Origin of the sequence: Arthrobacter sp. Alg241-R88, assembly GCF_900537115.1 — a bacterium.
In the GTDB taxonomy this organism is placed as follows: Bacteria; Actinomycetota; Actinomycetes; order Actinomycetales; family Micrococcaceae; genus Arthrobacter.
Genome location: NZ_UNRG01000015.1, coordinates 26,637 through 51,780, shown reverse-complemented (window position 1 = coordinate 51,780; position 25,144 = coordinate 26,637). Strand labels below are relative to the sequence as shown.

At 59.9% G+C, this 25,144-nt stretch carries 21 protein-coding genes; 6 read left to right on the top strand and 15 right to left on the bottom strand.

Annotation, left to right across the window (positions count from 1 at the left end):
• Positions 1–930: 930 nt before the first annotated feature.
• The 3 genes from G6R19_RS19590 (at position 931) to G6R19_RS19580 (ending at position 5,043) form a co-directional block, all read left to right on the top strand.
• Positions 931–2,400 (top strand): FAD-binding oxidoreductase, encoded by a 1,470-nt coding sequence (locus tag G6R19_RS19590; RefSeq protein ID WP_163168010.1) that lies wholly within the window; start codon positions 931–933, stop codon positions 2,398–2,400.
• A 375-nt stretch (positions 2,401–2,775) separates the two neighbouring features.
• Positions 2,776–3,702: a phosphotransferase gene (locus tag G6R19_RS19585; protein WP_163168009.1), complete on the top strand. Its 927-nt coding sequence runs from the start codon at positions 2,776–2,778 to the stop codon at positions 3,700–3,702.
• Positions 3,703–3,756: 54 nt separating this feature from the next.
• Positions 3,757–5,043 (top strand): aspartate aminotransferase family protein, encoded by a 1,287-nt coding sequence (locus G6R19_RS19580; protein ID WP_240341976.1) that lies wholly within the window; start codon positions 3,757–3,759, stop codon positions 5,041–5,043.
• Between the two features lie 435 nt (positions 5,044–5,478).
• Here the strand turns inward: G6R19_RS19580 and G6R19_RS19575 are convergent, their stop codons facing one another.
• From G6R19_RS19575 to G6R19_RS19545, 7 genes are all read right to left on the bottom strand, one after another.
• Positions 5,479–5,823, bottom strand: coding sequence for a cupin domain-containing protein (locus G6R19_RS19575; RefSeq protein ID WP_163168008.1), 345 nt, complete (start codon positions 5,821–5,823; stop codon positions 5,479–5,481).
• A gap of 181 nt (positions 5,824–6,004) precedes the next feature.
• Positions 6,005–6,226, bottom strand: a complete 222-nt coding sequence (locus G6R19_RS19570; RefSeq protein WP_163168007.1) for a hypothetical protein — start codon at positions 6,224–6,226, stop codon at positions 6,005–6,007.
• A gap of 21 nt (positions 6,227–6,247) precedes the next feature.
• Positions 6,248–7,273, bottom strand: coding sequence for a ketol-acid reductoisomerase (ilvC, locus tag G6R19_RS19565; RefSeq protein WP_163168006.1), 1,026 nt, complete (start codon positions 7,271–7,273; stop codon positions 6,248–6,250).
• A 154-nt stretch (positions 7,274–7,427) separates the two neighbouring features.
• The gene (locus tag G6R19_RS19560) at positions 7,428–8,918 is read right to left on the bottom strand and encodes an NAD-dependent succinate-semialdehyde dehydrogenase (RefSeq protein WP_163168005.1); all 1,491 of its coding nucleotides are present in this window, start codon (positions 8,916–8,918) and stop codon (positions 7,428–7,430) included.
• Positions 8,919–9,008: 90 nt separating this feature from the next.
• Positions 9,009–9,692 carry a GntR family transcriptional regulator gene (locus G6R19_RS19555; protein WP_163168004.1) on the bottom strand — a complete coding sequence of 228 codons (684 nt, stop codon included), beginning with the start codon at positions 9,690–9,692 and terminating at the stop codon, positions 9,009–9,011.
• Positions 9,689–10,711, bottom strand: a complete 1,023-nt coding sequence (locus G6R19_RS19550) for a D-2-hydroxyacid dehydrogenase (protein WP_163168003.1) — start codon at positions 10,709–10,711, stop codon at positions 9,689–9,691. The genes G6R19_RS19555 and G6R19_RS19550 overlap by 4 nt, the downstream gene beginning before the upstream one ends.
• 302 nt (positions 10,712–11,013) lie before the next feature.
• Complete coding sequence (locus tag G6R19_RS19545; RefSeq protein ID WP_163168002.1) at positions 11,014–11,973, bottom strand: D-2-hydroxyacid dehydrogenase; 960 nt, start codon at positions 11,971–11,973, stop codon at positions 11,014–11,016.
• A gap of 213 nt (positions 11,974–12,186) precedes the next feature.
• Here G6R19_RS19545 and G6R19_RS19540 point away from each other — a divergent pair, with 213 nt between their 5' ends.
• The gene (locus G6R19_RS19540) at positions 12,187–13,584 is read left to right on the top strand and encodes an NAD-dependent succinate-semialdehyde dehydrogenase (RefSeq protein WP_163168001.1); all 1,398 of its coding nucleotides are present in this window, start codon (positions 12,187–12,189) and stop codon (positions 13,582–13,584) included.
• Positions 13,585–13,969: 385 nt separating this feature from the next.
• Here G6R19_RS19540 and G6R19_RS19535 read toward each other — a convergent pair whose 3' ends face one another.
• From G6R19_RS19535 to G6R19_RS19505, 7 genes are all read right to left on the bottom strand, one after another.
• The gene (locus G6R19_RS19535; RefSeq protein ID WP_163168000.1) at positions 13,970–14,140 is read right to left on the bottom strand and encodes a hypothetical protein; all 171 of its coding nucleotides are present in this window, start codon (positions 14,138–14,140) and stop codon (positions 13,970–13,972) included.
• A 453-nt stretch (positions 14,141–14,593) separates the two neighbouring features.
• Positions 14,594–16,066 carry an aldehyde dehydrogenase family protein gene (locus G6R19_RS19530; protein ID WP_163167999.1) on the bottom strand — a complete coding sequence of 491 codons (1,473 nt, stop codon included), beginning with the start codon at positions 16,064–16,066 and terminating at the stop codon, positions 14,594–14,596.
• Positions 16,067–16,131: 65 nt separating this feature from the next.
• A complete protein-coding gene (locus G6R19_RS19525; protein WP_163167998.1) occupies positions 16,132–17,799 on the bottom strand; it encodes a choline dehydrogenase in 1,668 nt (555 codons plus the stop codon).
• Positions 17,800–17,877: 78 nt separating this feature from the next.
• Positions 17,878–19,266, bottom strand: a complete 1,389-nt coding sequence (locus G6R19_RS19520; RefSeq protein WP_163167997.1) for an APC family permease — start codon at positions 19,264–19,266, stop codon at positions 17,878–17,880.
• Positions 19,267–19,421: 155 nt separating this feature from the next.
• Positions 19,422–19,970 carry a flavin reductase family protein gene (locus G6R19_RS19515; RefSeq protein ID WP_163167996.1) on the bottom strand — a complete coding sequence of 183 codons (549 nt, stop codon included), beginning with the start codon at positions 19,968–19,970 and terminating at the stop codon, positions 19,422–19,424.
• A gap of 77 nt (positions 19,971–20,047) precedes the next feature.
• Positions 20,048–20,884: an MBL fold metallo-hydrolase gene (locus G6R19_RS19510; protein ID WP_163167995.1), complete on the bottom strand. Its 837-nt coding sequence runs from the start codon at positions 20,882–20,884 to the stop codon at positions 20,048–20,050.
• The gene (locus G6R19_RS19505; RefSeq protein ID WP_163167994.1) at positions 20,881–21,717 is read right to left on the bottom strand and encodes a hypothetical protein; all 837 of its coding nucleotides are present in this window, start codon (positions 21,715–21,717) and stop codon (positions 20,881–20,883) included. Before G6R19_RS19505 ends, G6R19_RS19510 begins: the two co-directional genes overlap by 4 nt.
• Positions 21,718–21,942: 225 nt before the next feature.
• Here G6R19_RS19505 and G6R19_RS19500 point away from each other — a divergent pair, with 225 nt between their 5' ends.
• The gene (locus G6R19_RS19500) at positions 21,943–22,602 is read left to right on the top strand and encodes a GntR family transcriptional regulator (protein ID WP_163167993.1); all 660 of its coding nucleotides are present in this window, start codon (positions 21,943–21,945) and stop codon (positions 22,600–22,602) included.
• A gap of 65 nt (positions 22,603–22,667) precedes the next feature.
• Here the strand turns inward: G6R19_RS19500 and pdxS are convergent, their stop codons facing one another.
• A complete protein-coding gene (gene pdxS / locus G6R19_RS19495) occupies positions 22,668–23,579 on the bottom strand; it encodes a pyridoxal 5'-phosphate synthase lyase subunit PdxS (RefSeq protein ID WP_163167992.1) in 912 nt (303 codons plus the stop codon).
• Between the two features lie 283 nt (positions 23,580–23,862).
• Here pdxS and G6R19_RS19490 point away from each other — a divergent pair, with 283 nt between their 5' ends.
• Positions 23,863–25,140 carry an aminotransferase class III-fold pyridoxal phosphate-dependent enzyme gene (locus tag G6R19_RS19490; RefSeq protein WP_163167991.1) on the top strand — a complete coding sequence of 426 codons (1,278 nt, stop codon included), beginning with the start codon at positions 23,863–23,865 and terminating at the stop codon, positions 25,138–25,140.
• Positions 25,141–25,144: the final 4 nt, after the last annotated feature.

Below are 25,144 nucleotides of genomic sequence, written 5' to 3'. Positions count from 1 at the left end.
CCGCCCACGACGAAAAACGATCCCGCGACTTCCGACGATTCACACGCTGGACCCCAGGGCGTGAACTGCGGGACCCCCTGAACAAAGCCCCCTTGGTAATCCTGAATGACATCGAACTAGCTCTGGCAAAGCTTCCAGCCGCCGACGGCGGCGACGCCTGAAGAAGAAAAGGATCAATGCTGCGCCCGCCCATCCTGAAGCGAGAACTGCCGCTATAACGGGCGCAGCTGAAGACCATCCCGACCGGCGAAGCATCTGCAGCCCGACCGAAAATACACCGCAGCTGACACCGGCCGTTTACTTGACGGAATATCCGTTATCGGCTCTTTAAAACAGGCGGGGGAGCGGCTGGACGTCGACGCGACGGTCTCCATGCTCGAGTCGCTTCTGCTGCGCTCAACATCAATATGACGTGCTGTCGTTTGGGCAGTTCGCAGAGGGTTCTGCAAAGCTATGCTTTCGTAGGCCACAGGACGGCGTTAACGTACAGCCGGCCGGCGGGGCCCCGGCGGAGAGTAGGCCTTTCTGCTCCACTGGTTTGTGGAGTTTTCTCGCGCGCTGTGCCGGATTCCCGGAACCGCCAACCGCCACGCTCCTTACGCCTGGGAATCCCTAGCGGGGTGTTCACCATGTACGCAAGGCTCGAAAAGGGCGTCAACAACATGGCGTCGACCGTGCCCAAGACATCGTGGCAGCCATCGAAGCAGGTCAGTTGCCTGGGCACTTCTGCGCACGGACATCCGTAAAACTGCCCCCACACAATTATCAAAATTGCATTTCCCGTTCTCCTATTGTTGACAATCCTACATTTGGAGGATAAGTTTTTGTCAGTGAACGCGCAGTAGCTGGTGGCCCGCGGGCCGCCTCTGAAACCTAGGCCGACGTTTTGGCCCGTCGTTCCCGCAGTGATGACACAGAACAGGAACGTTGATGAGCAAAGCAATCCCGACTAACGGCACCGTCTACTGGCTGGACGAGGCAATGGCAGGCATTGACGAGCAAGCATGTCCGCCCTTGGCTGGCCACATTAATGCGGACGTTTGCATTGTGGGTGGCGGTTATCTGGGCCTTTGGACGGCCATCGAGATACTCGAGCGGTCGCCCGACACTTCCGTTGTCCTGCTTGAAGCAGAAGGTTGCGGATTCGGTGCAAGCGGCCGCAATGGCGGGTGGATGACGGGGTGGCATGACGGGCTGGATGCGATCATTGCTGAGTATGGCCTGGACGACGCACTTTGGTTGGCCGAGCGGTCTGCCTGGGCGATTGATCGTGTCGCAGATTTCTCCAAAGAGTACGGGATTGATTGTCGGCTGCGCCGTTACGGTGCAACAAAAGTAGCGGTGACCCCAGTTCAGGTGGGGAAATGGAAGTCTGCAATGCAGGCCTGCCGTGACCATGGCCGCGGAGACTTTTACAATGAGGTCGGAGCGGAAGACGTACGGCGTAGAACCGGCTCCCCGCTCCCGCTGCAAGGTGCCGTTCAAACTGACGGAGCAACTATCCAGCCGGCCATGCTGGCACGGGGCCTCAGGAGAGCGGCCCTGCAGCTGGGGGCACAGATCTTCGAAGGCACACCGATGATCGGCCTAGACCGGGGAACGCCGCCCCAAGTGCAGACGATGGGCGGGGCGGTAACGGCCAACCAAGTGGTACTGGCAACGGGAGCCTGGATTGCCGGTCTTCCCGAACTGCGCCGTGCTGTAGTCCCGGTTGGGAGCTCAATCGTTGCTACCGAGCCGCTCGGGGACCGGTTGCTGGGACGTGAATTTGCCCGGGGTGACGCCTTTGGCGATCAACGGCTATCCGTACACTACATGCAGGTCACCACGGATGGCCGGCTGATCTTCGGCCGCGGCGGCGGGAAAATTGGGCGCGCAGGCCGAATTCATCCATCGCTTCTCCACGACGCTCCGGCCTGGTCCTCGATCGTTGAGGACCTGCACCGTTGGTTTCCTGATCTGGCTGATGCACGGATAACCCATGCCTGGACAGGACCGGTTGACCGGGCCCAGTCTCCGCTGCCGTTCGTCGGCTCCTTCGGTGATAACGGGAACATTCACTATGCAGGGGGCTTCTCCGGGAACGGCGTCGGGCCGGCGGCGTATCTTGGCCGGGTACTCGGTAAGGTGGCGCTCGGCGTCGACGACGAGGACGCTCGTTCACCGCTTACGGGCGGGCCCAGGGCCTACCTGCCACCGGAGCCCTTCCGCTATTTCGGCGGAACCCTCGTCCGCGCATCGGTTGAGTATGTCGAAGAAATGCAGGACAACGGGCATCTGCTCAACGGCAGGATCAACAAGACCCTCCGCAAGCTCATCGGGATTACAACGCCCCGACATCTGGAACCACGCCTTAGGAAGGCGACTTCTGACAAGGCAAAGGGGACTGCTCGGGTATGACGCAGCTAGCCCGCAGAAACAAGCTGCCTTTGGCCCGCAAAACGGCCAAAACATACTCGCGGGGGCTCACTGATCAAAATTGCCTCGCGGTTAGGGGCCGAGGCCCGTCCTGTGTTTCCTACCCAAACGACTTGTTGTCTGCGGATAACCGATGTGTTCAGAACTCACGTTAGGACCAGAACCTTGCCAGCAAATGATCCGTGCAAACATGCTCCTGAGTTGGCACAGGGCGTCTCCGTCACGGAAAGGCCGACGACTTCCGAATCAACTTCGGACACACCTACCCGGTTTGGTGCTGGCGCCGCAGGCGTAACGACGGCGGAAGCAGAAACCATAGCCCGCCAGTATTTTGGGCTGGAAGTTGCGGCGCGCCCCTTGGCTGGCGAGAAGGACGCCATCTTCCGCCTGCGTGGAAACGGGGGCGACTACCTGCTAAAAATCGCTCACGCCCAAGCGGATGAAGCGACCTGGGAGCTGGTGACAAGCGCCCTTCTGCATCTTGAGACTCATGCGCCTGACCTTCCGGTACAGCGCGTCATCCATACCCTTGGGGGAAGCCACCAGCTGCAGATTACGACGCAGGCAGGGGAGCGACGATGGGCCCGGCTGACAACATACCTTGAAGGGGAACCTCTCGGCCGGTCCCCCAGTTCCGGTGTTCTCCGGACAGATATCGGTCGATCACTGGCCCGTACTGCGACCGCCCTGGAAACGTTCGCGCATCCGGCTGCCTATCGGCATGTGATGTGGGATATCGCCAGGGCAAGCGGGGCCCATCAGATGCTGCGGGAACTTCCTTCGATGCCGGATTACGGACTCTTGGAAGGGGTTTTCGAGCGCTTTGAGACAAGCCTTGTGCAGCGACTGACTCCGCTTCGGAGAAGCGTGCTGCATAACGACTTCAATACAGACAACGTCCTCGTCACCTCTGACAAACGCGGCGTGGCAGGAGTCTTGGACTTTGACGACCTGGTGGTGACCCAAGTGGTTAATGACTTGGCGGCCACGGCATACGGCTATGTAGGTACAGGAGATGATCCCCTGGGGCCCGCGCTTGACGTCGTCCGAGGGTACCACCAGGAATCACCGCTCCTGCAGGAAGAAATCGTGCTGATTCCCGACCTTATGCAGGTGCGGTTAGTGATGTACCTCGTCATTAGCGAATGGCTCTCAGTGCGCTCACCCCAAAACCGCGCCTACCTTACCCGGAAAGCTTCCCTTGCCTGGGAACAGCTCCGGCGCCTCTCGTCGATCCCGGCCGACGTGGCAACCGACCGCATCCTTCGCACCTGCACCATCTGAGAGGAAAATATGACTACCTTCAGCATCATGCCCAACGCATTCGACCCCAACACGGTGGACCAGCTCGATCCCGGGCTGCAGTCGATGATCAAACGGCGCCAGGAACTGATTGGGCCCAGCATCAAGCTTTTCTACCGCAAGCCCGTTGAATTCGTTAGGGCCGAGGGTGTAACCCTGTACGACAGCCACGGCAATGAATACCTCGACGCCTACAACAACGTTCCTTCCGTCGGTCACTGCCATCCCCGGGTTGTCGAGGCCGTTGCCAAGCAGATGTCCACGCTCAACACCAACACCCGGTACCTGACCGACACGGTGCTGGACTACAGTGAGAGGCTTCTCGCGACTCATCCGGCGCAGCTGGACAAGGTCATGTACGCCTGCTCGGGAAGTGAAGCGAACGACCTTGCTCTACGCATCGCCCGTTATGCCACCGGGAACGAAGCCGTCATTGTCACGGCCAATGCCTACCATGGCCTCACAGCATCGATCTCAGAGCTCTCCCCTAGCCTCGGGCGCAACGTTCCCTTGGGGCCGAACACGTTCTTAATCCCAGCGCCGGCATGCCAGGCCGGGGGTGACGTTACGGCTGCAGGGCGGGCTTTCCGTGCTTCTGTAGAACAGGCAATTGCTGATATCGAGCGTCGGGGGAAGCGTCTTGCAGCGATACTGGTCGACACCCTTTTCTCCAGCGACGGTTTGGCTCCTGATCCGGCCGGCTTCCTCGCAGCCATGGTCGATGTCGTACATCAGGCGGGTGGATTGGTTATCGCGGACGAAGTCCAGGCGGGTTTCGCGCGCAGTGGCGACGAGATGTGGGGTTACCAGCGCCATGGGTTCATCCCTGATCTGGTGACCATGGGCAAACCAATGGGCAATGGCCTGCCGATTTCGGCGGTTGTGGCACAAGGGACCCACCTTGAAAAGTTTGGTCGGGACATCCGCTACTTCAACACAGGGGCTGGGAACAGTGCCTGCCTCGCCGCCGCCGGCGCCGTCCTGGACATCATCGAGGAGGAAGGGCTGCAGGAAAACTGTCTGAAGGTCGGCGCGGTCATGCTTGCCGGAATGACCGACCTGGCCGCACGTTACCCCATCATGACGGAGGTACGTGGCGCCGGACTCTTCCTGGCTGCTGACATTGTCAACCCTGCCACAGGGCAGCAGGACGCGAAGCTTGCCGATGCGGTTGTAGCCGGTTTACGGGACCGCCGGATCCTGGTGAGCGCAACCGGTCCTGCCGAGAACGTCCTGAAGGTACGCCCGCCACTTGTCTTCACGGCCAACCACGCCGAGCATTTCCTTTCGGAACTTGACCAAGTTCTGGCAACGATCGGCTAGAGCCTCCGGCGCCAAAACTCAAGAGGGCCTCCGGGCCATGAAACGGACCTCCGCTTCATGGCCCGGAGGCCCTTTGCAATTCCCTAGGACTCGTGTGGCTTCATGGGGTAGTAGTCGAGTCGCTGGATGAGTGTTGATCCAAGCCCCGCCGATAGGCGGCAAGGTCCTAATTAAGCAGTCGACAAGCGAATCTCGGATTCGTGCCCGTCCCAGGGTGGCTTCAGCACCGGCAGCAACATTGATGGCGGCTCAGACGGCCGGAACTGATGCTATACCCCGAAGAAGGCCAGAATCCTCTACTGACCGTCGACGCAGATCACCCCTCCAGGCCTGCCTGGAGGGGTGAAGGCGACATAAATGCCTGCCGCTGGCAAGGGCTGCTTTGGCGTCACAAGTGTCAAGCGAGCGGTGCCGTCGACAGCCACTGAAGGCGACCTAGGGGGTTGTTACGGTGACAAAGGTTTTCACCAGGTCAGTATCAATCACCCAGCGACCGGTCCAGCCGTCTTCCATTACGGCAAATGCGCCCGGATAGAGCTCAGTAGTTTCACCGCTATCCCTGACAAGGCGCCCGGTGCCTTCTAGGATCGTGATGAATTCAGTCTGCCCGCGTCGGGCGGTCATGAACTCTCCCGGAGAGACCCGCCATAGCCCGGCGTGGGACAGGCCGTCCTGATGGACGGAAATGGAACTGGTCCGGGGGCTTCCAGCCACGATCCGGTGCTGCTGGACTGTTTCAGCGGCGGGCCAATCCTGAGAGGCGGGATTGTTGGCGTTCACGTTTTGGTTCTCCTTCAGAGTTGGGTGTTGGCTTTGAATTTTCCAGCTGCCTTCAGCCGGGGTGGTTTCAGCAACCGTCCCCGTGAGTGGGGCTGTTTTCCCACACATCAGCGGGAACAAACGTTCACCGCCGCTGCCGCCAGGTGGAGGCGAGACGGATGTGCACGCCTGCCGATGAGGTTCAACCTTGAGCTTCGGCCGAATCCAGCAGGGTTACTTTGTACTCTTCAAATTCAATGATTCGCCGCTCCCCGACCGGCGATACAGCCCAAAAGAGCTCCATATCAGGCATGGTGTCCGTCACGTAACCGTGGAAGCGACGGACGTCTCCTTGGAATGCTGCTATCTCGTCCCCGTCCCTCAACTCAGAGCAAGAGGCGATAGGACCTGCGAATGTACTCATGGGTACCCTCCTCCGTCAGCCTCAGCGGGCTGCGGAACCTTCCACGTAATCCACGTCCTGCTGCTGCCAGGAGAAGAGGGACCGCAACTCGCGGCCAACAGCCTCGATGGGGTGCTGCTCGGCCTTGGCACGCAGTTCCTTGAAATCGGCGGCGCCGTTGTCCTGGTCCTCGATGAAGCGCTTGGCGAAGGCACCGGACTGGATGTCCGCCAGGACTGCCTTCATGTTTTCCTTCACCTCAGGGGTGATGACACGTTGGCCGGAAACATAGTCGCCGTACTCAGCGGTATCGGAAACGCTCCAGCGCTGCTTGGCGATGCCGCCTTCCCACATCAGGTCAACGATGAGCTTGAGCTCGTGCAGGACCTCGAAGTAGGCGATCTGCGGCTGGTAGCCGGCCTCGGTCAGGGTCTCGAAACCGTACTGGACCAAGCGGGACACGCCGCCGCAGAGGACAGTCTGCTCGCCGAAGAGGTCCGTTTCGGTCTCTTCGGTGAAGGTGGTCTTGATGACGCCGGCGCGGGTGCCGCCGATTGCCTTCGCGTAGGACTTGGCCAGGTCCCAGGCAGCGCCGGTGGCATCCTGCTCGACGGCGATGATGTCCGGGATGCCGCGGCCGGCCTCGAATTCGCGGCGGACGGTGTGGCCCGGAGCCTTCGGGGCAACCAGGATGACGTCAACACCCTCGGGGGTCTGGATGTAGCCGAAGCGGATGTTGAAGCCGTGGGCGAAAGCCAGTGCCTTGCCCGGGGTCAGCTTGTCCTTGATCGAGTCGTTGAAAATCGAGCGCTGGTGCTGGTCCGGTGCCAGGATCATGATGACGTCCGCCCATTCGGCGGCGTCGGCAACGTTCTTGACGGTAAACCCGGCGTCCTCGGCCTTGGCCTTGGACTTCGAGCCGTCCTGCAGGGCGATGACAACGTCGACGCCGGAATCCCGCAGGTTCAGCGCGTGGGCGTGGCCCTGGGAGCCGTAACCAACAATGGCAACCTTGCGGCCCTGGATGGTGGATAGGTCGGCATCCTCGTCGTAGAACATCTCAGTCACGGCGTAGCTCCTCTTAATGAATTTTGATAGGTGTTGTGCGGTCGTATCCGCCCTTGCTTAGAGCTTGGCTAGGCTCCCTCTTGGGTAGCTGCCCCGCACGTGTGCCCGGGCAGCTACCTAGTACGGGGCAGGTTCGTATTCGCCCTGTCCGTAGTTAGCCTCGTGGGAGGGCCATGAACTTGTATTCGAGGAATTCATCGATTCCAATGCGTGCGCCCTCGCGCCCAAGTCCTGAGGCTTTCACCCCGCCGAAGGGGGCCGCCGGGTTCGAGACGATCCCGGAGTTCAGTCCGATCATGCCGGCTTCCAGCGCGTCTCCAACCCGGAATGCCCGGTCGATGTCCTGGGTAAAGACATAGCTGGCAAGCCCGTAGGGTGTGTCGTTGGCGAGTTTGATGACTTCCTCTTCTGTGGTGAAGGGGACGATGGGGGCGACAGGTCCGAAGATTTCCTGACTCATGATGTCGGCGGTTGGGCTGACATTCGTAAGAACCGTGGGAGAGTAAAAGTAGCCGGGCCGGTCCAGGGCTGAGCCACCGCCAATGACCGTTGCGCCTTTGCTTACGGCGTCGTTGACGAGTTCCTGGACCTTGGCAAGGGCTTTCTCTTCCACCAGGGGTCCGACTTCGATGCCTGGCTCTGCGCCGTCGCCAACTTTGAGGGCTGTGAGCCTGGCGGCCAACCGGCGGCCAAACTCCTCCGCTATCCCACGCTGGACGTAGATGCGGTTTGCGGCAGTGCAGGCCTCGCCCATGTTCCGCATTTTGGCGGCAACGGCGCCGTCCAAAGCACGGTCGATGTCAGCGTCGTCGAAGACGATAAAAGGTGCGTTCCCGCCAAGTTCCATCGAGGAGCGCATGACGTGCTGCGCGGCCTGTTCCAGCAGTTTGACGCCAACTTCAGTGGAGCCGGTGAAACTGATCTTGCGGGCGATGCCGCTGGTCATCCAGGGCGTGACGACGCTGGAGGCTTTAGTGGTGCAGACGACGTTGAGTACCCCGGCGGGCAGGCCTGCCTCCAGCAATATGTCGGCAAGCGCCAGCGACGACAGCGGGGTGAGGTTCGCGGGCTTGAAAACGATGGTGCATCCGGCGGCAATTGCTGGCCCGATCTTGCGGGTGCCCATGGCCAGCGGAAAGTTCCACGGCGTGATGAGCACGCACGGTCCAACAGGTTCCTTCGAAACGAAAATTCGGTTCTTGCCGTCGCCGGTGGTCGTTACATCGCCCCCGATGCGTACGGCCTCCTCGGAGAACCAGCGGAAGAACTCGGCTGCGTAGGCGACCTCGCCGCGGGCTTCGGCCAGGGGCTTGCCCATCTCAGTAGTCATTACCAGGGCGAGCTCTTCCTGCCGCTCCATAACCAGGTCGTAGGCTCGGCGAAGGATCTCGCTGCGCGTCCTCGGCGGGGTTTGGGCCCATTCCTTTTGGACGCGGCCCGCGGCCGCGATGGCACGCTGGGCATCCTCCGGACCTCCGTCAGCCACCGTCGCGATGACTTCCTCGGTTGCGGGGTTGATGACGTTGAAGCGCGCTCCTGAGGCCGACTCTGTCCAGGTGCCGTCGATCAGCACCCCGGTGCTGACTTTTGCGATGATGTCCCGGGCCTGCTGGGAGGTGGCCGAATGCGTGGTCTCAGTGGTCATGTCTAGTGTCCTTGTCTTCATGAGTGTGGTGAGAAGAGATGCTGGTTCGTTCACTGGGAAACGAACCGGTGGTCATGGGTGCTTATCGATTTATCTCTCGGACGCGGCCAGTGTTTGGGCGGCGGTGAGCATCACAACGGAATTGTTCATGTGGTCATCTATTGCGGTGAGATATCCTTCAAGGTCCCCCGCCTCGATCAGCTTCAGCAGCCTTTGATGCTCATGGAGGATTGCGGCCTTGTCCTGATAAACGGTGCGGGTCTTTCGGATGCAGATGAGGGTTTCGGCTGCCAGGGTCGAAAACATCCTGGACAGCCGATGGCTTCCAGCGGCGCTGACAATGGACTGGTGGAACTCAAGATCGCGCATAGCAATGGTGGACCAGTCCTTCTCATCAAGGGCCCTCGCCATGGCAGCCAAGATTTCCCTCAGATTATGGATAAGCTCATCGGTCGAGTTGGACATGGTGAGTCGGGCGCTCTGCTTCTCGATCGCACCCCGTGCCTTATAAACGTCCTCGATGTCAGCGGGGCCGAGGTCAGTGACGAAGGTACCCCGGTTTCGGGTGCTTTTGAGTAGCCCTTCCTGCACGAGGCGTTGGACTGCCTCCCGGACTGGTCCCCGGCTGACGTTGAACCTGGCCGCGAGCTGGGCTTCATTGATGTGTTCCAGCGCCGCAAGAGTGCCGTCCAGGATTCGGGCGCGGAGTTGTTCGGCGATTACGCTTGCGGCCAGTGGCATCCGGAGTGGCACGATGGTATCGATGTCGTTCATGAGGCGTTTTCTTTCTGCTGTTCCTGAAGCACAGAGGACGGGGAACGGCTGCTGCGGACGTAGCCTGCCTCCTTATCGATCTGGTTAAGAAGCTCTGTGCCGCTGCGGAAGCGCCTCAGATTCCGGACAAAAATCTCAAGGGCCGCAGCGCGCCATTCGAAGAAGTCACCTGCCATGTGCGGGGAGATGATGGTGTTGGGCGTTGTCCACAGCGGGTGGGTGGGCGGCAACGGTTCGTGTTGGAAGACATCGATGGCCGCGCCGGCAATAGTTCCCTTGTTAAGTGCGGCGATGAGGTGATCTTCGACGATCAGGGGTCCCCGACCGACGTTGATGAGCCGTGCCGCGGAGTCCATTGCATCGAGAACGGGAGCATTGATCATCCCTTCTGTTTCCGGAGTCAGGGGGGCTGTGAGTACGACGTACCCGTAGTTCCCGATAACGTCCTTGAGGCAGTGTTGTGCAAAAACGGAGCCGAAAGTACCGTCTCCATGGCGGGGAGTCCGGCCGACTGCGTCCACAGCCACCCCGACTTTGCCCAACACCTCTCCGACACACCTGCCGACGGATCCCGGACCCACCACCAATGCCTTTGAACCGGAAAGGCGGCCAGTAAGGCGGTGATTCCACTGCTGCTTCTGCTGCAACTGCAGGGTTTTCGGCAGATCCTTGGCGAAGGCAAGGACGAGGCCCAGGACATACTCAGCGATGGCTTCATCAAGCAAGCCGCGGGTATTGGTTAGGGTGATGCCGCTCCGGCGAAGCTCCGGAGTCAGGACGTGGTCAATGCCGGCGCTGTTGACGTGGATCCACTTGAGCCGATCCTGAACCTGTAAGGCGCTGGCTACACCTGTTGCTGAAAAATCCCATATCAGCAGTGCATCAGCTCCTCGGATCGCACTCGGAAGTTGCTCGGGAGTGGCCATCCGGATGTCAAGACCGTCAAGAGTGCTGAGGTCTGGAGGGTTCTTTCCAGCCGCGACTACCAGCGTTATCGCTTCAGGGGCAGAGCGGCTCACAAGAACACCTCGACGGGCTCACGTGAACAAACGATTGCTTCCCGGTTTTGGTGCGCCAAAAGGCACCGCCGCCTGGGCATTGAAAGTCTCGAGACATCGCTCGTTAGCCCCGGGCTTTGTAAGCTCCCGGCCAACGAAGCAGCCGTCCTCCCCGCGTCGGCCCAAGCCTTGCAGCGTCTCATGACTTATCCCTCTCGCATTGATTCCACATCCAGCGAACACCACCAAAGCACAGGTTGTCAACAGTCTGCAGTAGGAATGTCTGCTGACGGGTGGGCTAGGAAAGGTTGAAGCGGTGCTGCTCAGCCAGAAACGTGGATCAGCTTTTTGGCATTCACTACGTGCTTGAGCTTGTCGCCCTGCATCCAGCGCTCCAGGTTTTTGAGGAACACGTCGACGGACGCGCTTTCCCAGCCATTGGCATAGCTCGCCATGTGAGGCGAAACAAGAACGTTCTCCATAGACCAAAACGGGTGGCTCGAATCCAGCGGCTCCTGGTTGAAAACGTCTAGGGCTGCAGCAGCGAGGTGGCCTTCCTGGAGGCGCTCGAGGAGTGCTCGCTCGTCGACCAAGGGCCCCCGGCCTGCGTTGACGAGGCGTGCCCCCTTCCGCATCTTCGCCAGGCGCTCCGCGCTCAAGATTCCACGGGTTTCTTCAGTCAGCGGCGCAGCCAGGATTACATCGTCGGCATGGGCCAACAGCTCGTTCAGGTCAGCTGTCGAACGGATACGACCGAGTTCCGGTTCGTCCCGGGAGGTACGGCCAACGATGTCAACGGTGTATCCGGCGGCCCGTAAAAGCAGGGCAATCTCGCGGCCCACTCCCCCTGGTCCCAGCACCAAGGCCCGGCGGCCGCGGATCATATCGACCGGTCGGGGTTTCCAAGTTCCCTGCCGCTGAAGTTCCACGGTCCCCCGCATGTCCTTGGCCATGAATAGCAAAGCCGACAGGACCCACTCTGCGACCGGGGGCTCAAAGACACCCCTGGTGTTGCTGATGATCAACTCAGAGTCTGCAACTTCTTGCGTCAGCAGCGCATCCACCCCGATGCTGTTGACATGGACCCAGGAGAGACCGCCAGGGCCAGCCTGCGCAACCAAATCGCTGTCCCACTGCCACATAAACACGACATCGGCTTCCTTGCGTGCCCGCGCAAACTCCTCCGCACTGTTCACGGGAATCACGTTCGCGACCGCCTCTATCTTCTCCATTTCTGGAGGCAGGTCGCTCTCCGCACCTACAACAATGACTTTCATATTCATGGAATCCCTCGTCACTCTGCTTACAATTCACAGTTTACAGTTCAAAAGTCTACAGTTTGCAGTTACAGTGGAAGAACTTGCAGGAAACATGCAACGCACTCAGGGAGTCTCCAGCCGACGAGAACCGTCTGCACGCTCAGTCGCGTGGACTGGCCCTTGATGGCGTCTGAAGTCACACCCCCTACCTACCGCCCACGAACAGGAGCCCTCGGAATGACCGCACCTCTGCAATCCACCGCCCGCGGATACCGGGTTTTGAATCCAGCAACCGGACAGATTGTCGAAGAATTTGCAACGGCAACGGACCAGGAGATTCAGGAGGCTCTTACCGCCGCCCATGACACTTACCTGGAATGGCGTGAGGTTCCCCTCCAGGCGCGCGCGAAAATTGTCGCCCGCATCGGCGAGCTCTTCAGTGAGCGGGCAGATGACTTGGCGGCTATCATCAGTGAAGAAATGGGAAAGCCGATCAAGTCGGCACGTGGTGAAGCGACTTTCTGCACGGAAATTTTCGACTACTTCGCCACCGAGGGGCCGGAACTGGCCGCGGACCAGCCCATCAACGCCATCGGCGGCAAAGCAGTCATACAGAAGCGTCCGGTCGGCGTCCTGTTGGGCATCATGCCGTGGAACTACCCCTACTACCAGGTTGCGAGGTTCGTAGCACCGAATCTGGTCTTGGGAAATACCATTATCCTCAAGCACTCAATCAATTGCCCGCGGTCAGCGCTGGCCATCCAGCAGATCTTGGATGACGCAGGCCTTCCCAAGGGCGCATATGTCAACGTCTTCGCCAACCGCGCTCAACTCGAAGAAATCATCGCCGACCCGCGTGTTCAAGGCATTTCCCTTACAGGCTCGGAGCGCGCCGGTGCAGCTGTCGGCGCCATGGCCGGAAAAAACCTTAAGAAGGCAGTCCTGGAGTTGGGCGGATCCGACCCCTACGTCGTCCTGGACTCATCCGATGTGAAGGCCTCTGCAGCGTCGGCCTGGGCCACGCGTATGGCTAATACCGGGCAGGCCTGCAATTCCAACAAGCGCATCATCGTCATGGACGACATTTACGACGAGTTCGTCGCCGCAATGGTTGAACTTGCCAAAGACCTGAAGCCAGGCAATCCCCTCGAGGAGTCTGAGGGAACCTTCACTCCAATGGCGTCCCGAGCAGCAGCCGAAGAACTGGCAGAGCAGGTACAGGATGCGGTTTCAAAGGGTGCAATTCTTCACGTTGGCGGTGTATTGCTGGATGGTCCGGGGGCATACTTCCAGCCGGCTGTCCTCACGGGAATCACCAAGGACATGCGCGCATACAGCGAAGAACTGTTCGGCCCGGTCGCCGTCGTCTATAAGGCCTCGAGCGACGAGGAAGCACTTGACCTCGCCAACGACACCCCGTATGGCCTCGGCGGTGCAGTCTTCAGCACCGACGAGGAGCGCGCCCGTCGAGTGGCGGAGGGCCTTGAAAGCGGCATGGCCAGTGTCAATACCGCCGCTGGCGAAGGCGCCGACATGCCATTTGGTGGTATCAAGCGGTCCGGGTTCGGCCGCGAACTGGGCCCCTTGGGCATGGATGAGTTTGTAAACAAGCGGCTGCTTTACATCGCCGGATGACACCTAGTGCCGAAGGGAGCGTACAGTCTGTGAATCGTACGCGGTGACATCGAATCCCTGACTTCACGTCCACCTTCGCCATGCACAGGAAGACGCGGTGTGTTTCACACACCGCGTCTTCCTGTCTTTTGTTATGGGCTCGGCCCGCAGGGAGTGTACGCGGAACCAGAGTGCCTAAGCGGCTGCTCTGAGTACACCAGTGTGCCTGGTCGCACGCGTACACATGTGCATCGTTCGCCATGCCATAGCCCGGCCTACTGGCCTACCTTTGGGAACGGCATAACTCAGCAAACGGTACTGCCGGGTAGATCAACGACAAAGCGGGGATTTACGCGGACTCGAAGCCGTCGAAGCACCGAGCCTCCCTTGAATCTCCGTCCTGTACCTACTTGACCTCATCGTCCAGGTGCGTCACATAGCCGGAGGAGAGCCCTGCGGTCCCAACAACGAGGAGGACCAGCCCGGATGCGAAGGTGGCGGTGGTGTCCGCCAAAATGGCACAGACAACACCGCCAAGGAGTAATACAAACATGATGACGTTATAGGTTTTAGGCACGCAAAAGTCCTCTAAGGGATGATGATCTTTTGTGAAGGGGCGTGTGGCCCCTTTGACGTCCTGCTGCTGCTGAATCCTCCCGTCTCTGAACCCGCAAAAGTCTCTGGAAAGGAGAGGGAGCTGACTCACGGCAGGGGGTGCTACCGCAAGCGCAGCGAAAGTTCCGGCAGTATCGGGGTGTGAGTTGTCCTGAGCGGTACCAGCTTGAGCCGGGGCAAGGGAGGCGCCAGGGGCTTGGCTATGGCAAGTGCGGCCGCCGCGGAAAGCAGCATAGAGCCTTCGTACCGATTAAGGGCCTGGCCGGCTGGTGGGGACTGAGCCTCATACGGCGGGGCTTTCCGCAACCGGTGGCGCTGTATCCGAAAATGTCGTCTCCAGCACGACACGGTTATGGCAATTCCAGGGAGGGCCTGGCCCTCCCTGGAATCAACAAATTGTTTCTGCCTAGACCCTTTAGCGGGCTGACCGGACCAGGACGTGCTTTAGCTGGGAGAAATCGTTGAGGGATTCGGCCGAGAGCGCCTTGCCATAACCTGATTCACCGAACCCACCGAATGGCATTTCCGGCAGGGTTGTGAGGTGGTCGTTGACCCATACTGTACCGAAGTTCAGTTCGGTCATCAGTTCTACAGCTCGGTCAAGGTCCCTGGTCCAGATACCGGCGGCCAGCCCGTACTCGACTTGGTTTGCCCACTGCAGCATCTGCTCTTCGGAGGAGGCTCGCTGGATGGTAACGACCGGGCCGAAGACCTCCCGTTGCACTAGCTCGCTGCCCTGATCAACACCAGTGATGACAGTGGGCTCTACAAAGAAGCCGGGGCGGTCCAGCCGGGAGCCTCCGAGCTCAATTTTGGCGGGTGTGGAGGCCGCCCGCTCAAGGAACCCGAGTACACGCTCCATCTGGCGTTGTGAGACAAGCGGGCCCATCTGTGTCCGGGGGTCAGATGACTCCCCCACCTGCAGCTGCCGGACGTGGTTTGTGTACTTTTCGACAAACTTCTCGAAAACGGCATCGTGGACGATGAGGCGGGACGCAGCAGTGCAGTTTTGGCCGGTGGTGACGAATCCACCCACTGCGAGATGCTCAGCTGCCCGGTCTATGTCGGCATCGTCAAAGACCAGTACTGGTGCTTTGCCGCCGAGTTCGAGGTGGACGCGCTTGAGAGTGGCTGCGGAAGACGCTGCAATCTTCTTGCCGGTACTGCCGTCACCAGTGAGCGAGATCAATCCGACGCCAGTGTGTTCAACGATTGCGGCGCCCGTGGAGCCGTCACCGAGAACAACGTTCAGAACGCCCGGGGGGAGAACGGACGCAGCCAATTCCGCGAGGGCTACCGTCGAGTACGGTGTCAGTTCCGAGGGCTTGAGCACGACAGTGTTGCCGGCTGCGAGAGCGGGAGCCAATTTGAAGAGTGCTTCCACCAACGGGTAGTTCCATGGCGTGATCAGCCCGACGACACCGATGGGCTGTCGCAGCACGATGGACGTTGTCCCACGTTCGTACTGGCCGGCTGAGGTGCCGTTTGTTGAACGTGCAGCACCTGCGTAAAAGCGTAGGACGTCGACAATGTAAGGGATGTCCTCCTGGACGTCCGAAATGGGCCTGCCCACGTTCGCGCTTTCCAAGCGGGCAAGGTCGTCTCCTGCTTCGTCTACAAGGTCGGCGAGGCGGTGGAGATACTCTGAACGCTCCCGGGGAGTTGTAAGCCGCCAGGCAGCAGAGGCTTTCGTCGCAGCAGCAACAGCGTCATCGACGACTTTGGCGCTTGCGATGGGGGCCCTGCCGACCTCCTCTCCGGTGTTCGGGTCCACCAGTGGGAATTCAGCAGCGTTGTTTTCCGTCAACCACTCGCCATTGATGAAGTGAGCCAGGGAAAGTCCGGCGAAACGGACAGGAATTTTTTCGACGGTACTTTGTGATGTCATGGGTATCATTTCCTAGCTATTTTGATTTGCCGTGTCGTTGGTTGTTCCGAAAGAGTCGCTCGGATTCACGAGGAACGGGCTCCTTCATGACGGTAGTACGGCACGTGTTCCGGGGCGAGGGGCTTGTTTCCCAAGATCGCATCGGCGGCCTTTTCGGCGATCATCATCACCGGGGCGAACAGGTTGGCATTCGGGATGATGGGCATGATGGAGGCGTCCACCACCCGGATACCGTCGAGTCCGTGCACCCGGAAACTGTTGGGGTCAACGACGGCGTCGTCTTCGGTGCCCATCTTGCAGCTGCCGCATGGGTGGTAGGACGTCTCGGCGTCAGTGGCAACCCAGTCGAGGATTTCTTCATCCGTCCGGACGTTGGGTCCTGGGGAGAGCTGTCCCCCATCGATCTCCAGAAAGGCCTTTTGGGACAGGAGTTCCCGCACGGTCCTGACACCCTCGATCCATTCGGATCGATCTTCTTCGGTAGAGAGGTAGTTAAAGGTGAGGGCTGGGGCGTCGCGGGGGTCTGCCGACTTCAGTTTGACGTGTCCCTTGGAGGTGGGCGTTTGGGGGCCGATATTGATTTGGTAGGCATGAGGTACTTTGGCGGGGCTTCCATCGTTGCGTACGCCTACCGGGAGCATGGTGAACATCATGTTCGGCATCGGCGCCCTTTCGTGGGTGCGGACGAACCCTCCAGCCTCAAAGTGGTTCGAAGCTCCGACTCCCTTTCGCCCAAAGAGCCACTTCAATCCGATTTCCGGGAACCGCCATGGGCGCATGTATGGCTGTATTGACACAGGCTTTTTCGCTTCGTACATCATGAACGCTTCAAGGTGGTCCTGGAGGTTCTCGCCGACGCCGGGCAGGTCATGGACGACAGGGATATTTAGCGCGCTCAGCTCGGCTGCGTTGCCTACACCTGACAGCTGCAGCAGCTGCGGGGAGTTGAATGCACCACCACAGAGGATCACTTCCTGGCCGTGGACGATAGTGCTCTCCCCGCCGCGGTTCTTGCCGATTTCGACGCCGACGGCCTTTTTGCCTTCGAAGACGACCTTTCTCACGAGACGGTTGGTCATGACTTCAAGGTTCGGGCGTTTGCGTACCGGATCCACGTAGGCCCTGGCCGCTGACCAGCGTTCGCCACCACGAATATTCCGGTCGAAAGCACCGAAGCCCTCCTGCCGATGGGCGTTAACGTCGCTGACCACCTCGTAGCCGGCCTGTTTGGCTGCATCGAACAATGCTTTGAAGATCGGACGGTTGGCCGGTGCCTGCTCCACGGGGAGCGGACCGCCCTTCCCGCGGTGGTCGCTTTCCGGGCCTCGATAGTCCTCTAGCTTTTTGAAGTAGGGCAGGCAGTGTGCGTAGTCCCAGTCCTCCATGCCAGGGGCTTGTGCCCATTGGTCGAATGACATTGGATTGCCGCGCTGGTAAAAGAGGCCGTTGATGGAGCTTGAACCGCCCATCAGCTTCCCGCGGTAGTGTTCGATGCGCCGGCCGTGAAGTCCGGGCTCGGGCTCGGACTTGAAGCACCAGTCATAGAACGGCTTGCCGAAAAGGAAGATAAACGCAGCAGGAACCCTCACCGGGAGGTCGAGCTTGGAGCTGCGGTGGCCGGCTTCGATGACGAGCACTCGCTTGCTGGAATCTGCTGTAAGGCGGTTTGCCAGAACGCAGCCGGCACTGCCACCACCGACGATGATGTAGTCGTATGTGGTCTGTGGGTTCATGTGATGATTCTCCTGCTGTTTGCCCTCGGGGACGAGGGCTGAATTTGATCGAAAGGGCGACCGCCGCTCTTGGGCGGATTAGCCTTGCTGGCGTCCGATTCTGGCGTAGACGTCTGGGCGCTTTGTCCGGAATCGCTGCGCGGCGAGGCAGCCTGCTGTGAAGACCAGGACCGTCACCACGATGAATCCAATGGCAAGTGCGCCTTCAAGTCCCGTGAAGAGGCTGAGGTTGGCGGTAGTGAAGTAGATGATGAGGGCGAGTCCGATGAAGCTCAGGATGGGAGCAACCTTGGTCTTGAATGCAGATGTGCCAGGTTGCGGGGTGCGAACGAAGAAAATGACCACGGCGGCGGCAGCAACAACCATGAGCAGGATCAAGGCCCATGTTCCGGCGCCAACCATCTGCCCGTAAAGCTTCATGGGGTCGCTCGGGTCAACAAAGAACACCAACGCGAGGGCGGCAATCATGAGTCCGGTTACGATTGCGGCCTTGTAAGGGGAACCGTGCTTCGGGTGGGCCGCACCCAACTGGCTGGGCAGCACGCCGTCGTTGCCCATCGAGTACATGTAGCGGCCGAGCATGTTTTGTAGGGCGATCAGGGATGCAAAGACTGAGGTAACGAGTAGGACGCTCATGATGTCGCTGGCGACGGGGCCGACGAACGTACTCAAAGCAGTCGGGAACATGGTTGCAGGCTCGTTGAGCGCCATACGCAAGGCTTCTTCCGGCCCGAATGCCAGGATGAGCATGAATGAAGAGGTGACGTAGAAGATGCCGATAGTCAGCACTGCCAGGAGCATGGCCCGCGGGACGGTCTTCTCCGGGTTGCGCGCCTCTTCGCGGAAAATTGCCGTTGACTCGAAGCCGATGAAGCAGAGCAAGGCGTAAACGATTGCGATGGGGAAATCGGATGGCGCCAAAGCGCCACCGAAAAGACCTGGGAGGGAAACAGCGCCTTTATCAGCTTGAACTCCGACCGCAACATCGAAGATAACGATGATGAGCACCTCAAGCATCATGACAACGGAGAGGACTTTCGCTGAGATAGCGACGTTGTGGTAGGCCAGAACAGTGACGATGGCGAGTCCCGCGAAGGTATAGACATACCAGGGGATGTCAGGGCCCCCCCAGGATCCGTGTACGAGTTGTTGCGTAGCTGACCCGAGGAATGCATAGCTTGCGGCCGTAATGAGCCAATACGCGAAGATGGCCAGGAAGGCCCCGCCCAGGCCAGCGGACTTGCCGATACCAACGGTTATGTAGGCGTAAAACGCGCCCGGGTTCGGCACAAGCTTTGACATGGTCGCGATTCCGGTGGCGAACAATGCCAGGATGACCATGGCCCCGAAGAATGCGACCGGGGCCCAGCCGCCACCAAAAGCGATGGCGAAGGGGAAAACACCGGAAACAGAGGCAAGGGGGGCGGCGCACGCGAGCACGGTGAGAACAAGATCCAGGGTCGTCATCCGCCCCTTCAGCTTGCCTTTAGCGCTGCTTCCCGCGGCCACCGGAGTATCCCCGCCACTTGGTGAAGCGAATTTATTGGTAGACGTCATCATTTTCTCCATTGAAAAGCTGCACAGATGTCTCCGGCAGGACAAGACGGGTTGGAAACTGCATTTCAAGCATCCTTATTACAATGGGCGCGTGTGCGCGCTGCAGCATCTGTATGCGCCAAGGCTGTAAAGCCCGAACGGTAGAAGAGCAGAGGCGAAGATTCGTAGTCTTCTGTGCCGAGGTCCAGGACGCGGGCGACGGCGATCTCATGGTCGCCCCCGTCGTACGTCTGCCAAATTTCGGCCTCGATCCAGGCCACCGCGTTCTTAAGAACGGGCGAACCGGTCGCGGGGCCCGGGCGCCAGGGTACGCCGTCAAACGTTTTCCCCTGCCGTCTGCCGAAGCTGGAAGCCACTCCGGCTTGGGTTTCTCCCAGGATGTTTACGGCGAATTGACCTTGGAGCCGTAGGAGCGGCCAAGTGGAAGAAGTGCGTGCCACCGATATGAGTACTAGTGGGGGCTCAAGGGATAACGATAAAAAGGATTGGATGGTCATGCCCAGGGGCTGGTCATTCACCAGCCCGGTCACGACGGTGACTCCCGATGCAAAGCGTCCGAGGACTGAACGCATGGTGTCGGGGTTTACAACCTGTGGTGACTGCAGATGTGACATGCCATCCCTGCCTTTCTCTCTGTGAGCATTAGCGGTGTGGGCTCCTTGGGGTATGGAGACCACCACCGCCGGCTGGGTCAGAGTTTGAATCGCTCCGAGAGCTGGCGCATGCCCTCTTCAACCCGGGGCATCGTCAATGCGGGGTCGGAAATGGGGCTTCCGTGCGCGCCGGCAATGAGGCGTGTGGGGTATTCCTCGGTGATAAACCGCCTGAGTCGTGCAATCTTCGGTTCAACGCTCTTGAGCCGGGACCAGTACAGTGCGTATTCCAGGAACTGCCCGCTCAGTTCAGCGATCGGGAGGTGTTCGATCTCTTCGCAGAACTTCGCGCAGTGTTCCTCGCCGTGGTAGTGACCGAACCCCATCCCGTCAGCGGTGAAGAGTACCTGCTCCTGCTCGTCGTATCCCCACAGGGAGTTGCGAAGATCTTCAAGGACGGCCTCGACCATGGTGAACCGGCGGCCCCCCAGATCAACGGTGTGCCCTTCCTGCACATGGACCATGCGGTCGGTGTGATCAGGGTGCATAAGCTGCTGATCACGCATATCGCCGATAGCCTGAGCGTCCGGGTAGTGGTTGAGCAGCCGCGTCAGATTGCCTGAGTGCGTGACCTCGCAATGGGTCGGGAAGACCCATTTAAGAGGCGGAACGCCTCGTTCATTGAACAAGGTGTCGAGTTGCTGGCGGACGACCGGCCAGTCCTTTGGGTGACCTGTGTCGACAAGGAGGCTGGCCTCGGTGCCGGCGACAAGATACGTCGCGGTGTATGAGTGCTCAAGCCGCTCCTTGCCAGGCCAGAGCATGCAGTCACCCAGCCAGTACACTCGTGGTGCCATTTCCCGGGGAAGAAGCCTACCTGCAGTGTTCCAGGGATCAGTGACGTCCTGGCGGTATAGCAAATGGTTGTTGCTCATGCTTGGCTCTCCTGTTCTGCGAGCTGCTGAAGTGCCTCATCCATCATGGCGACGTGGCCGGCGACCAGTTCCCGCCCGATGATGGCGCAGCCCGTGATGGGTGCGATTGTCTGCACGTCGTACGTGGAAAAGACTTCTTTGAGGAATTTACGGAGTGGTTCGGTGTAGGAGCCTTTGAGCCACTCGTATTTGGTGCCCAGATGCCGCGTCACGTCTTCCTGGCGGGTGACGTCGAAGGCTTCGGTAACCGTCTGCTCACCGGGTTCCCTGGAGAGCACGTGGGTGAACGCATCTGATGTGAACAGGGTGCCCGTCTTTTCATCAAAAAGCCACGCGCAGGCGAGCAACTTCAGCCGTGCATCGATAACGTTGAAGGTCCGGCCCTCAACGAAATCCACGTCAGTGTTTTTCCGGTACACACCCGGCTCAAATTTTGGCAGTTCCTCGTCGCTACGGAACTGTACCCATTCATCGGCGGGAAACATCAGTTCGCTGTAGACCCGATCCACTTCGAAATTCCGGACCAGCGTCTCGGCATTCCCGATACTGTCGAACTCAGGGGGCCGGGTCATCACGATCGTGAGTCTTTTCAAACCGAGGGTCTTGAGCTGGGTGACGATCGTTTCCCCCATAACCGGCAAGCTGGTATCGATGACCAGACCGTGATCCCCGTCAACGAAGACATAGGCGTTCAGGGGCTCAGAACCGTCAGCGTCGGCAGGAACCCAACTGATAAAGCCTTCATGCTCGACGGTCCCGCCCAGCACATACAACTCGTCCCTGATAATCGGAATCGGACTTGCCGAAGTCTGCACCTTCACTTTGTTGATCATCTCAACGTTCCCTTCGCAGTGTGACCGCAATCATGTTGTAGACAGTTTGCAGTCTGCAAACATACAAAGTCAAGACTGAGGGCCAATCACAGCCACGCGGGCTTTTCTGGTGTCGCCAGGGCTCACACCCCGAAGCAGGATTGGCGGGAGCGGCATGCCTCGCGAGAGGACCTCTTCCCGTAGAATTGTAAACAGTATTCAATCGTCGACCCATAGGAGTCCAATGTGAGCGAAAACCGAGTCCAGATGGTCGTGCAGGAAAGCACTCCCACCCTCATTGCCCGCCAGTTGAGAAGGCTGATTGGACAGGGCCAGCTTGCGCCCGGGGAACGACTGAATGAGGTTGAGCTAAGTCAGGATTTCGGGGTCAGCCGTGGCCCCTTCCGAGAAGCGGTCCAGCGCCTGACACAGCAGGGATTGCTGGTCAGCATCCGCAATAAGGGCGTCTTTGTTGTGGAGCTGACGCCGGAGGACGTCAGGGACGTCTATATAGGACGGACTGCGTTGGAGCGTTATGCTGCCGAACTTATTATCGAGCGCGGCAGCCCTGCGGAGGCTGGAGAAAAGCTCCTTGAGGCAGCGGACGAAATGGAACTGGCGGGCAAGCAGGATGATCTGGACGCCTTGGTCGAGAGTGACATCACTTTTCACTCACTGCTCGTTTCCCTCGCGAACAGCCCCCGTCTTCGTCAGATGCACTCCACTCTCATGATCGAAACCCGCATGTCAATGACGCTCGAGGCGCAAAGCGGCACGCAGATTTTCCGAGCGGAGGATCACCGGGATATTGCCCGCGCCATAAGCGACAAGGACCGCTCGCGGGCTGACCAGCTCTTGGCGGAGCACCTAGACTATTCGGACTTCATGATCGACTCTGCCAGCTGAAGCAAAAACGCTTCTCGGGATCTCACTTCACCAGCGTTGAAAGGTTCCCGCAAGAGTGGCACGCCCTACCAGCCGCGCTCGGCGAGGCGGTGCGGCTGGGGGATCTCGTCGACGTTGATGCCCACCATGGCTTCGCCGAGGCCGCGGGAGGCCTTGGCGATCACGTCGGGGTCGTCGAAGAAGGTGGTGGCCTTCACGACGGCGGCAGCGCGCTGGGCGGGGTTGCCGGACTTGAAGATGCCCGAGCCCACGAACACACCGTCGGCGCCGAGCTGCATCATCATGGCAGCGTCGGCCGGGGTGGCAATGCCGCCTGCGGTGAACAGGACCACGGGAAGCTTGCCCGTGGAGGCAACTTCCTTGACCAGGTCGTACGGTGCCTGCAGTTCCTTGGCCGCGACGTACAGCTCGTCCTCGGGCAGGGCTGCGAGCTTGAGCAGTTCGGCGCGGATCTGGCGCATGTGGGTGGTGGCGTTGGAGACGTCCCCGGTGCCGGCTTCGCCCTTGGAGCGGATCATAGCCGCGCCCTCGTTGATGCGGCGCAGTGCCTCACCGAGGTTGGTGGCGCCGCAGACGAAGGGAACGGTGAAGTTCCACTTGTCGATGTGGTTGGTGTAGTCGGCCGGGGTCAGGACCTCGGACTCGTCAATGTAGTCCACGCCGAGGGACTGCAGGACCTGGGCCTCGACGAAGTGGCCGATCCGGGCCTTGGCCATAACGGGCACGGACACGGCGTCGATGATCTTGTCGATCATGTCCGGATCGGACATCCGGGACACGCCGCCCTGGGCGCGGATATCGGCCGGAACGCGTTCCAGCGCCATCACAGCGACGGCACCGGCGTCTTCGGCGATGCGGGCCTGTTCGACGTTGACGACGTCCATGATGACGCCGCCCTTGAGCATCTCAGCCATGCCCCGCTTTACACGGCTGCTGCCCGTTATCCCCAGTTCGGTGCCGGTTTTCGTTTTGTTCATGAGTGGCTCCCTGCTGCCCGTGCATCTGCATTTACGTACTGGCTGTGCAGCATGTCCTCACCTTGCTTTCCTCGGCCCTCCAAGTAGAGGCATGGAGAATGAGAGAAGGCTTTCTCGAGCGCAGCTGCAGCACATATTCTACACTTATGCCGTTTGATTGTCGGATTGTTGACATTTCTCGGGCGGCCAATAACTATAGGAGTAGTCCACCCCCCCCATGGGCGTGTAGGACGTCAACACGTACTGAGCGCGATGATGCGCGCTGCCATCAAGAAGGTGACCAGTGACTTCCCTAAGCCCTATCCTCAAACAAGCCACTCCTGTAGTGGTTGATCACGCACTCGGCAGCTGGATTTTTGCTACTGATGGTCACGAATACCTGGACTTTACGACCGGTATCGGGGTGACAAGCACCGGGCACTGCCACCCGAAGGTCGTCGCTGCGGCCCGCGAGCAGGTCGGCAAAATCATTCACGCCCAATACACCACCGTGATGCACAAGCCGCTGCTGGAGCTGACGGAAAGGCTCGGCGAAGTCCTGCCTGCGGGGCTGGACTCTGTTTTTTATGCCAACTCAGGATCCGAGGCCGTCGAGGCTGCCATCCGTTTGGCCAGGATGGCCACCGGTCGGCCAAACATTGTTGTGTTTCAAGGAGGGTTCCACGGTCGTACCGTCGCGGCGGCTTCCCTTACCACCGCGGGCACCAAGTTCTCTGCCGGGTACGCACCGCTAATGGCCGGCGTTCACATGTCCTCATTCCCGTACGCGTACCGCTATGGCTGGGATCAAGCGACGGCTGTGGACTTCGCATTGAAGGAACTGGACTACTTGCTCAAGACCCGGACTGCTCCCAATGACACCGCGGCTTTCCTGATCGAACCCGTGCTCGGCGACGGCGGTTACCTTCCCACTCCCCCAGCGTTCATGGAAGGCTTGCGCGAACGGGCTGACCGCTACGGCATCCAGCTGATCTTTGATGAGGTACAAGCAGGCATTGGCCGCACCGGTAAATTCTGGGGCCACCAGCAGTCCACGGCTACGCCCGATATCATCATCACGGCCAAGGGAATTGCGTCCGGCTTCCCCATCTCAGCAATCGCAGCTTCCACGGAAACCATGGCCAAAGCGTGGCCAGGATCCCAGGGCGGTACCTATGGCGGCAATGCCGTGGCGGCCGCTGCAGGAGTGGCAACCCTCGGAGTTGTGGAAGAAGAAGGCCTTGTGGAAAATTCCCGCGTACGTGGTGACCAGTTACAGGCAGGCTTGAAGGCGCTTCAGGCCCGCTTCCCTGTCATCGGCAACGTCCGTGGCCTTGGCCTGATGCAGGGCATCGAATTCACCGCCCCCGACGGTTCACCCGATGCCGCAACGGCCGCCGCTGTGCAACAGGCAACCACCGAACAAAAGCTCCTAACGCTTACCTGCGGGCCCGAGGGAAACGTTGTCCGCCTCATCCCCGCGTTGGTTGTCACCGAGGACGAAATTGACGCCGGCCTGTCCCGCTTCGAAGCTGCAGTCGCCGCTGTCGTGGGTGCTGTACCAGCCCAAGTCGGAGCCTAGACAA

Excerpts from the sequence above, each read along its gene's own strand:
- G6R19_RS19590 (WP_163168010.1), top strand. The coding sequence starts at position 931 with ATGAGCAAAGCAATCCCGACTAACGGCACCGTCTACTGGCTGGACGAG.
- G6R19_RS19570 (WP_163168007.1), bottom strand. The coding sequence starts at position 6,226 with ATGAGTACATTCGCAGGTCCTATCGCCTCTTGCTCTGAGTTGAGGGAC.
- G6R19_RS19560 (WP_163168005.1), bottom strand. The coding sequence starts at position 8,918 with ATGACCACTGAGACCACGCATTCGGCCACCTCCCAGCAGGCCCGGGAC.
- G6R19_RS19555 (WP_163168004.1), bottom strand. The coding sequence starts at position 9,692 with ATGAACGACATCGATACCATCGTGCCACTCCGGATGCCACTGGCCGCA.
- G6R19_RS19545 (WP_163168002.1), bottom strand. The coding sequence starts at position 11,973 with ATGAATATGAAAGTCATTGTTGTAGGTGCGGAGAGCGACCTGCCTCCA.
- G6R19_RS19540 (WP_163168001.1), top strand. The coding sequence starts at position 12,187 with ATGACCGCACCTCTGCAATCCACCGCCCGCGGATACCGGGTTTTGAAT.
- G6R19_RS19530 (WP_163167999.1), bottom strand. The coding sequence starts at position 16,066 with ATGACATCACAAAGTACCGTCGAAAAAATTCCTGTCCGTTTCGCCGGA.
- G6R19_RS19525 (WP_163167998.1), bottom strand. The coding sequence starts at position 17,799 with ATGAACCCACAGACCACATACGACTACATCATCGTCGGTGGTGGCAGT.
- G6R19_RS19520 (WP_163167997.1), bottom strand. The coding sequence starts at position 19,266 with ATGACGACCCTGGATCTTGTTCTCACCGTGCTCGCGTGCGCCGCCCCC.
- G6R19_RS19515 (WP_163167996.1), bottom strand. The coding sequence starts at position 19,970 with ATGTCACATCTGCAGTCACCACAGGTTGTAAACCCCGACACCATGCGT.
- G6R19_RS19510 (WP_163167995.1), bottom strand. The coding sequence starts at position 20,884 with ATGAGCAACAACCATTTGCTATACCGCCAGGACGTCACTGATCCCTGG.
- G6R19_RS19505 (WP_163167994.1), bottom strand. The coding sequence starts at position 21,717 with ATGATCAACAAAGTGAAGGTGCAGACTTCGGCAAGTCCGATTCCGATT.
- pdxS (WP_163167992.1), bottom strand. The coding sequence starts at position 23,579 with ATGAACAAAACGAAAACCGGCACCGAACTGGGGATAACGGGCAGCAGC.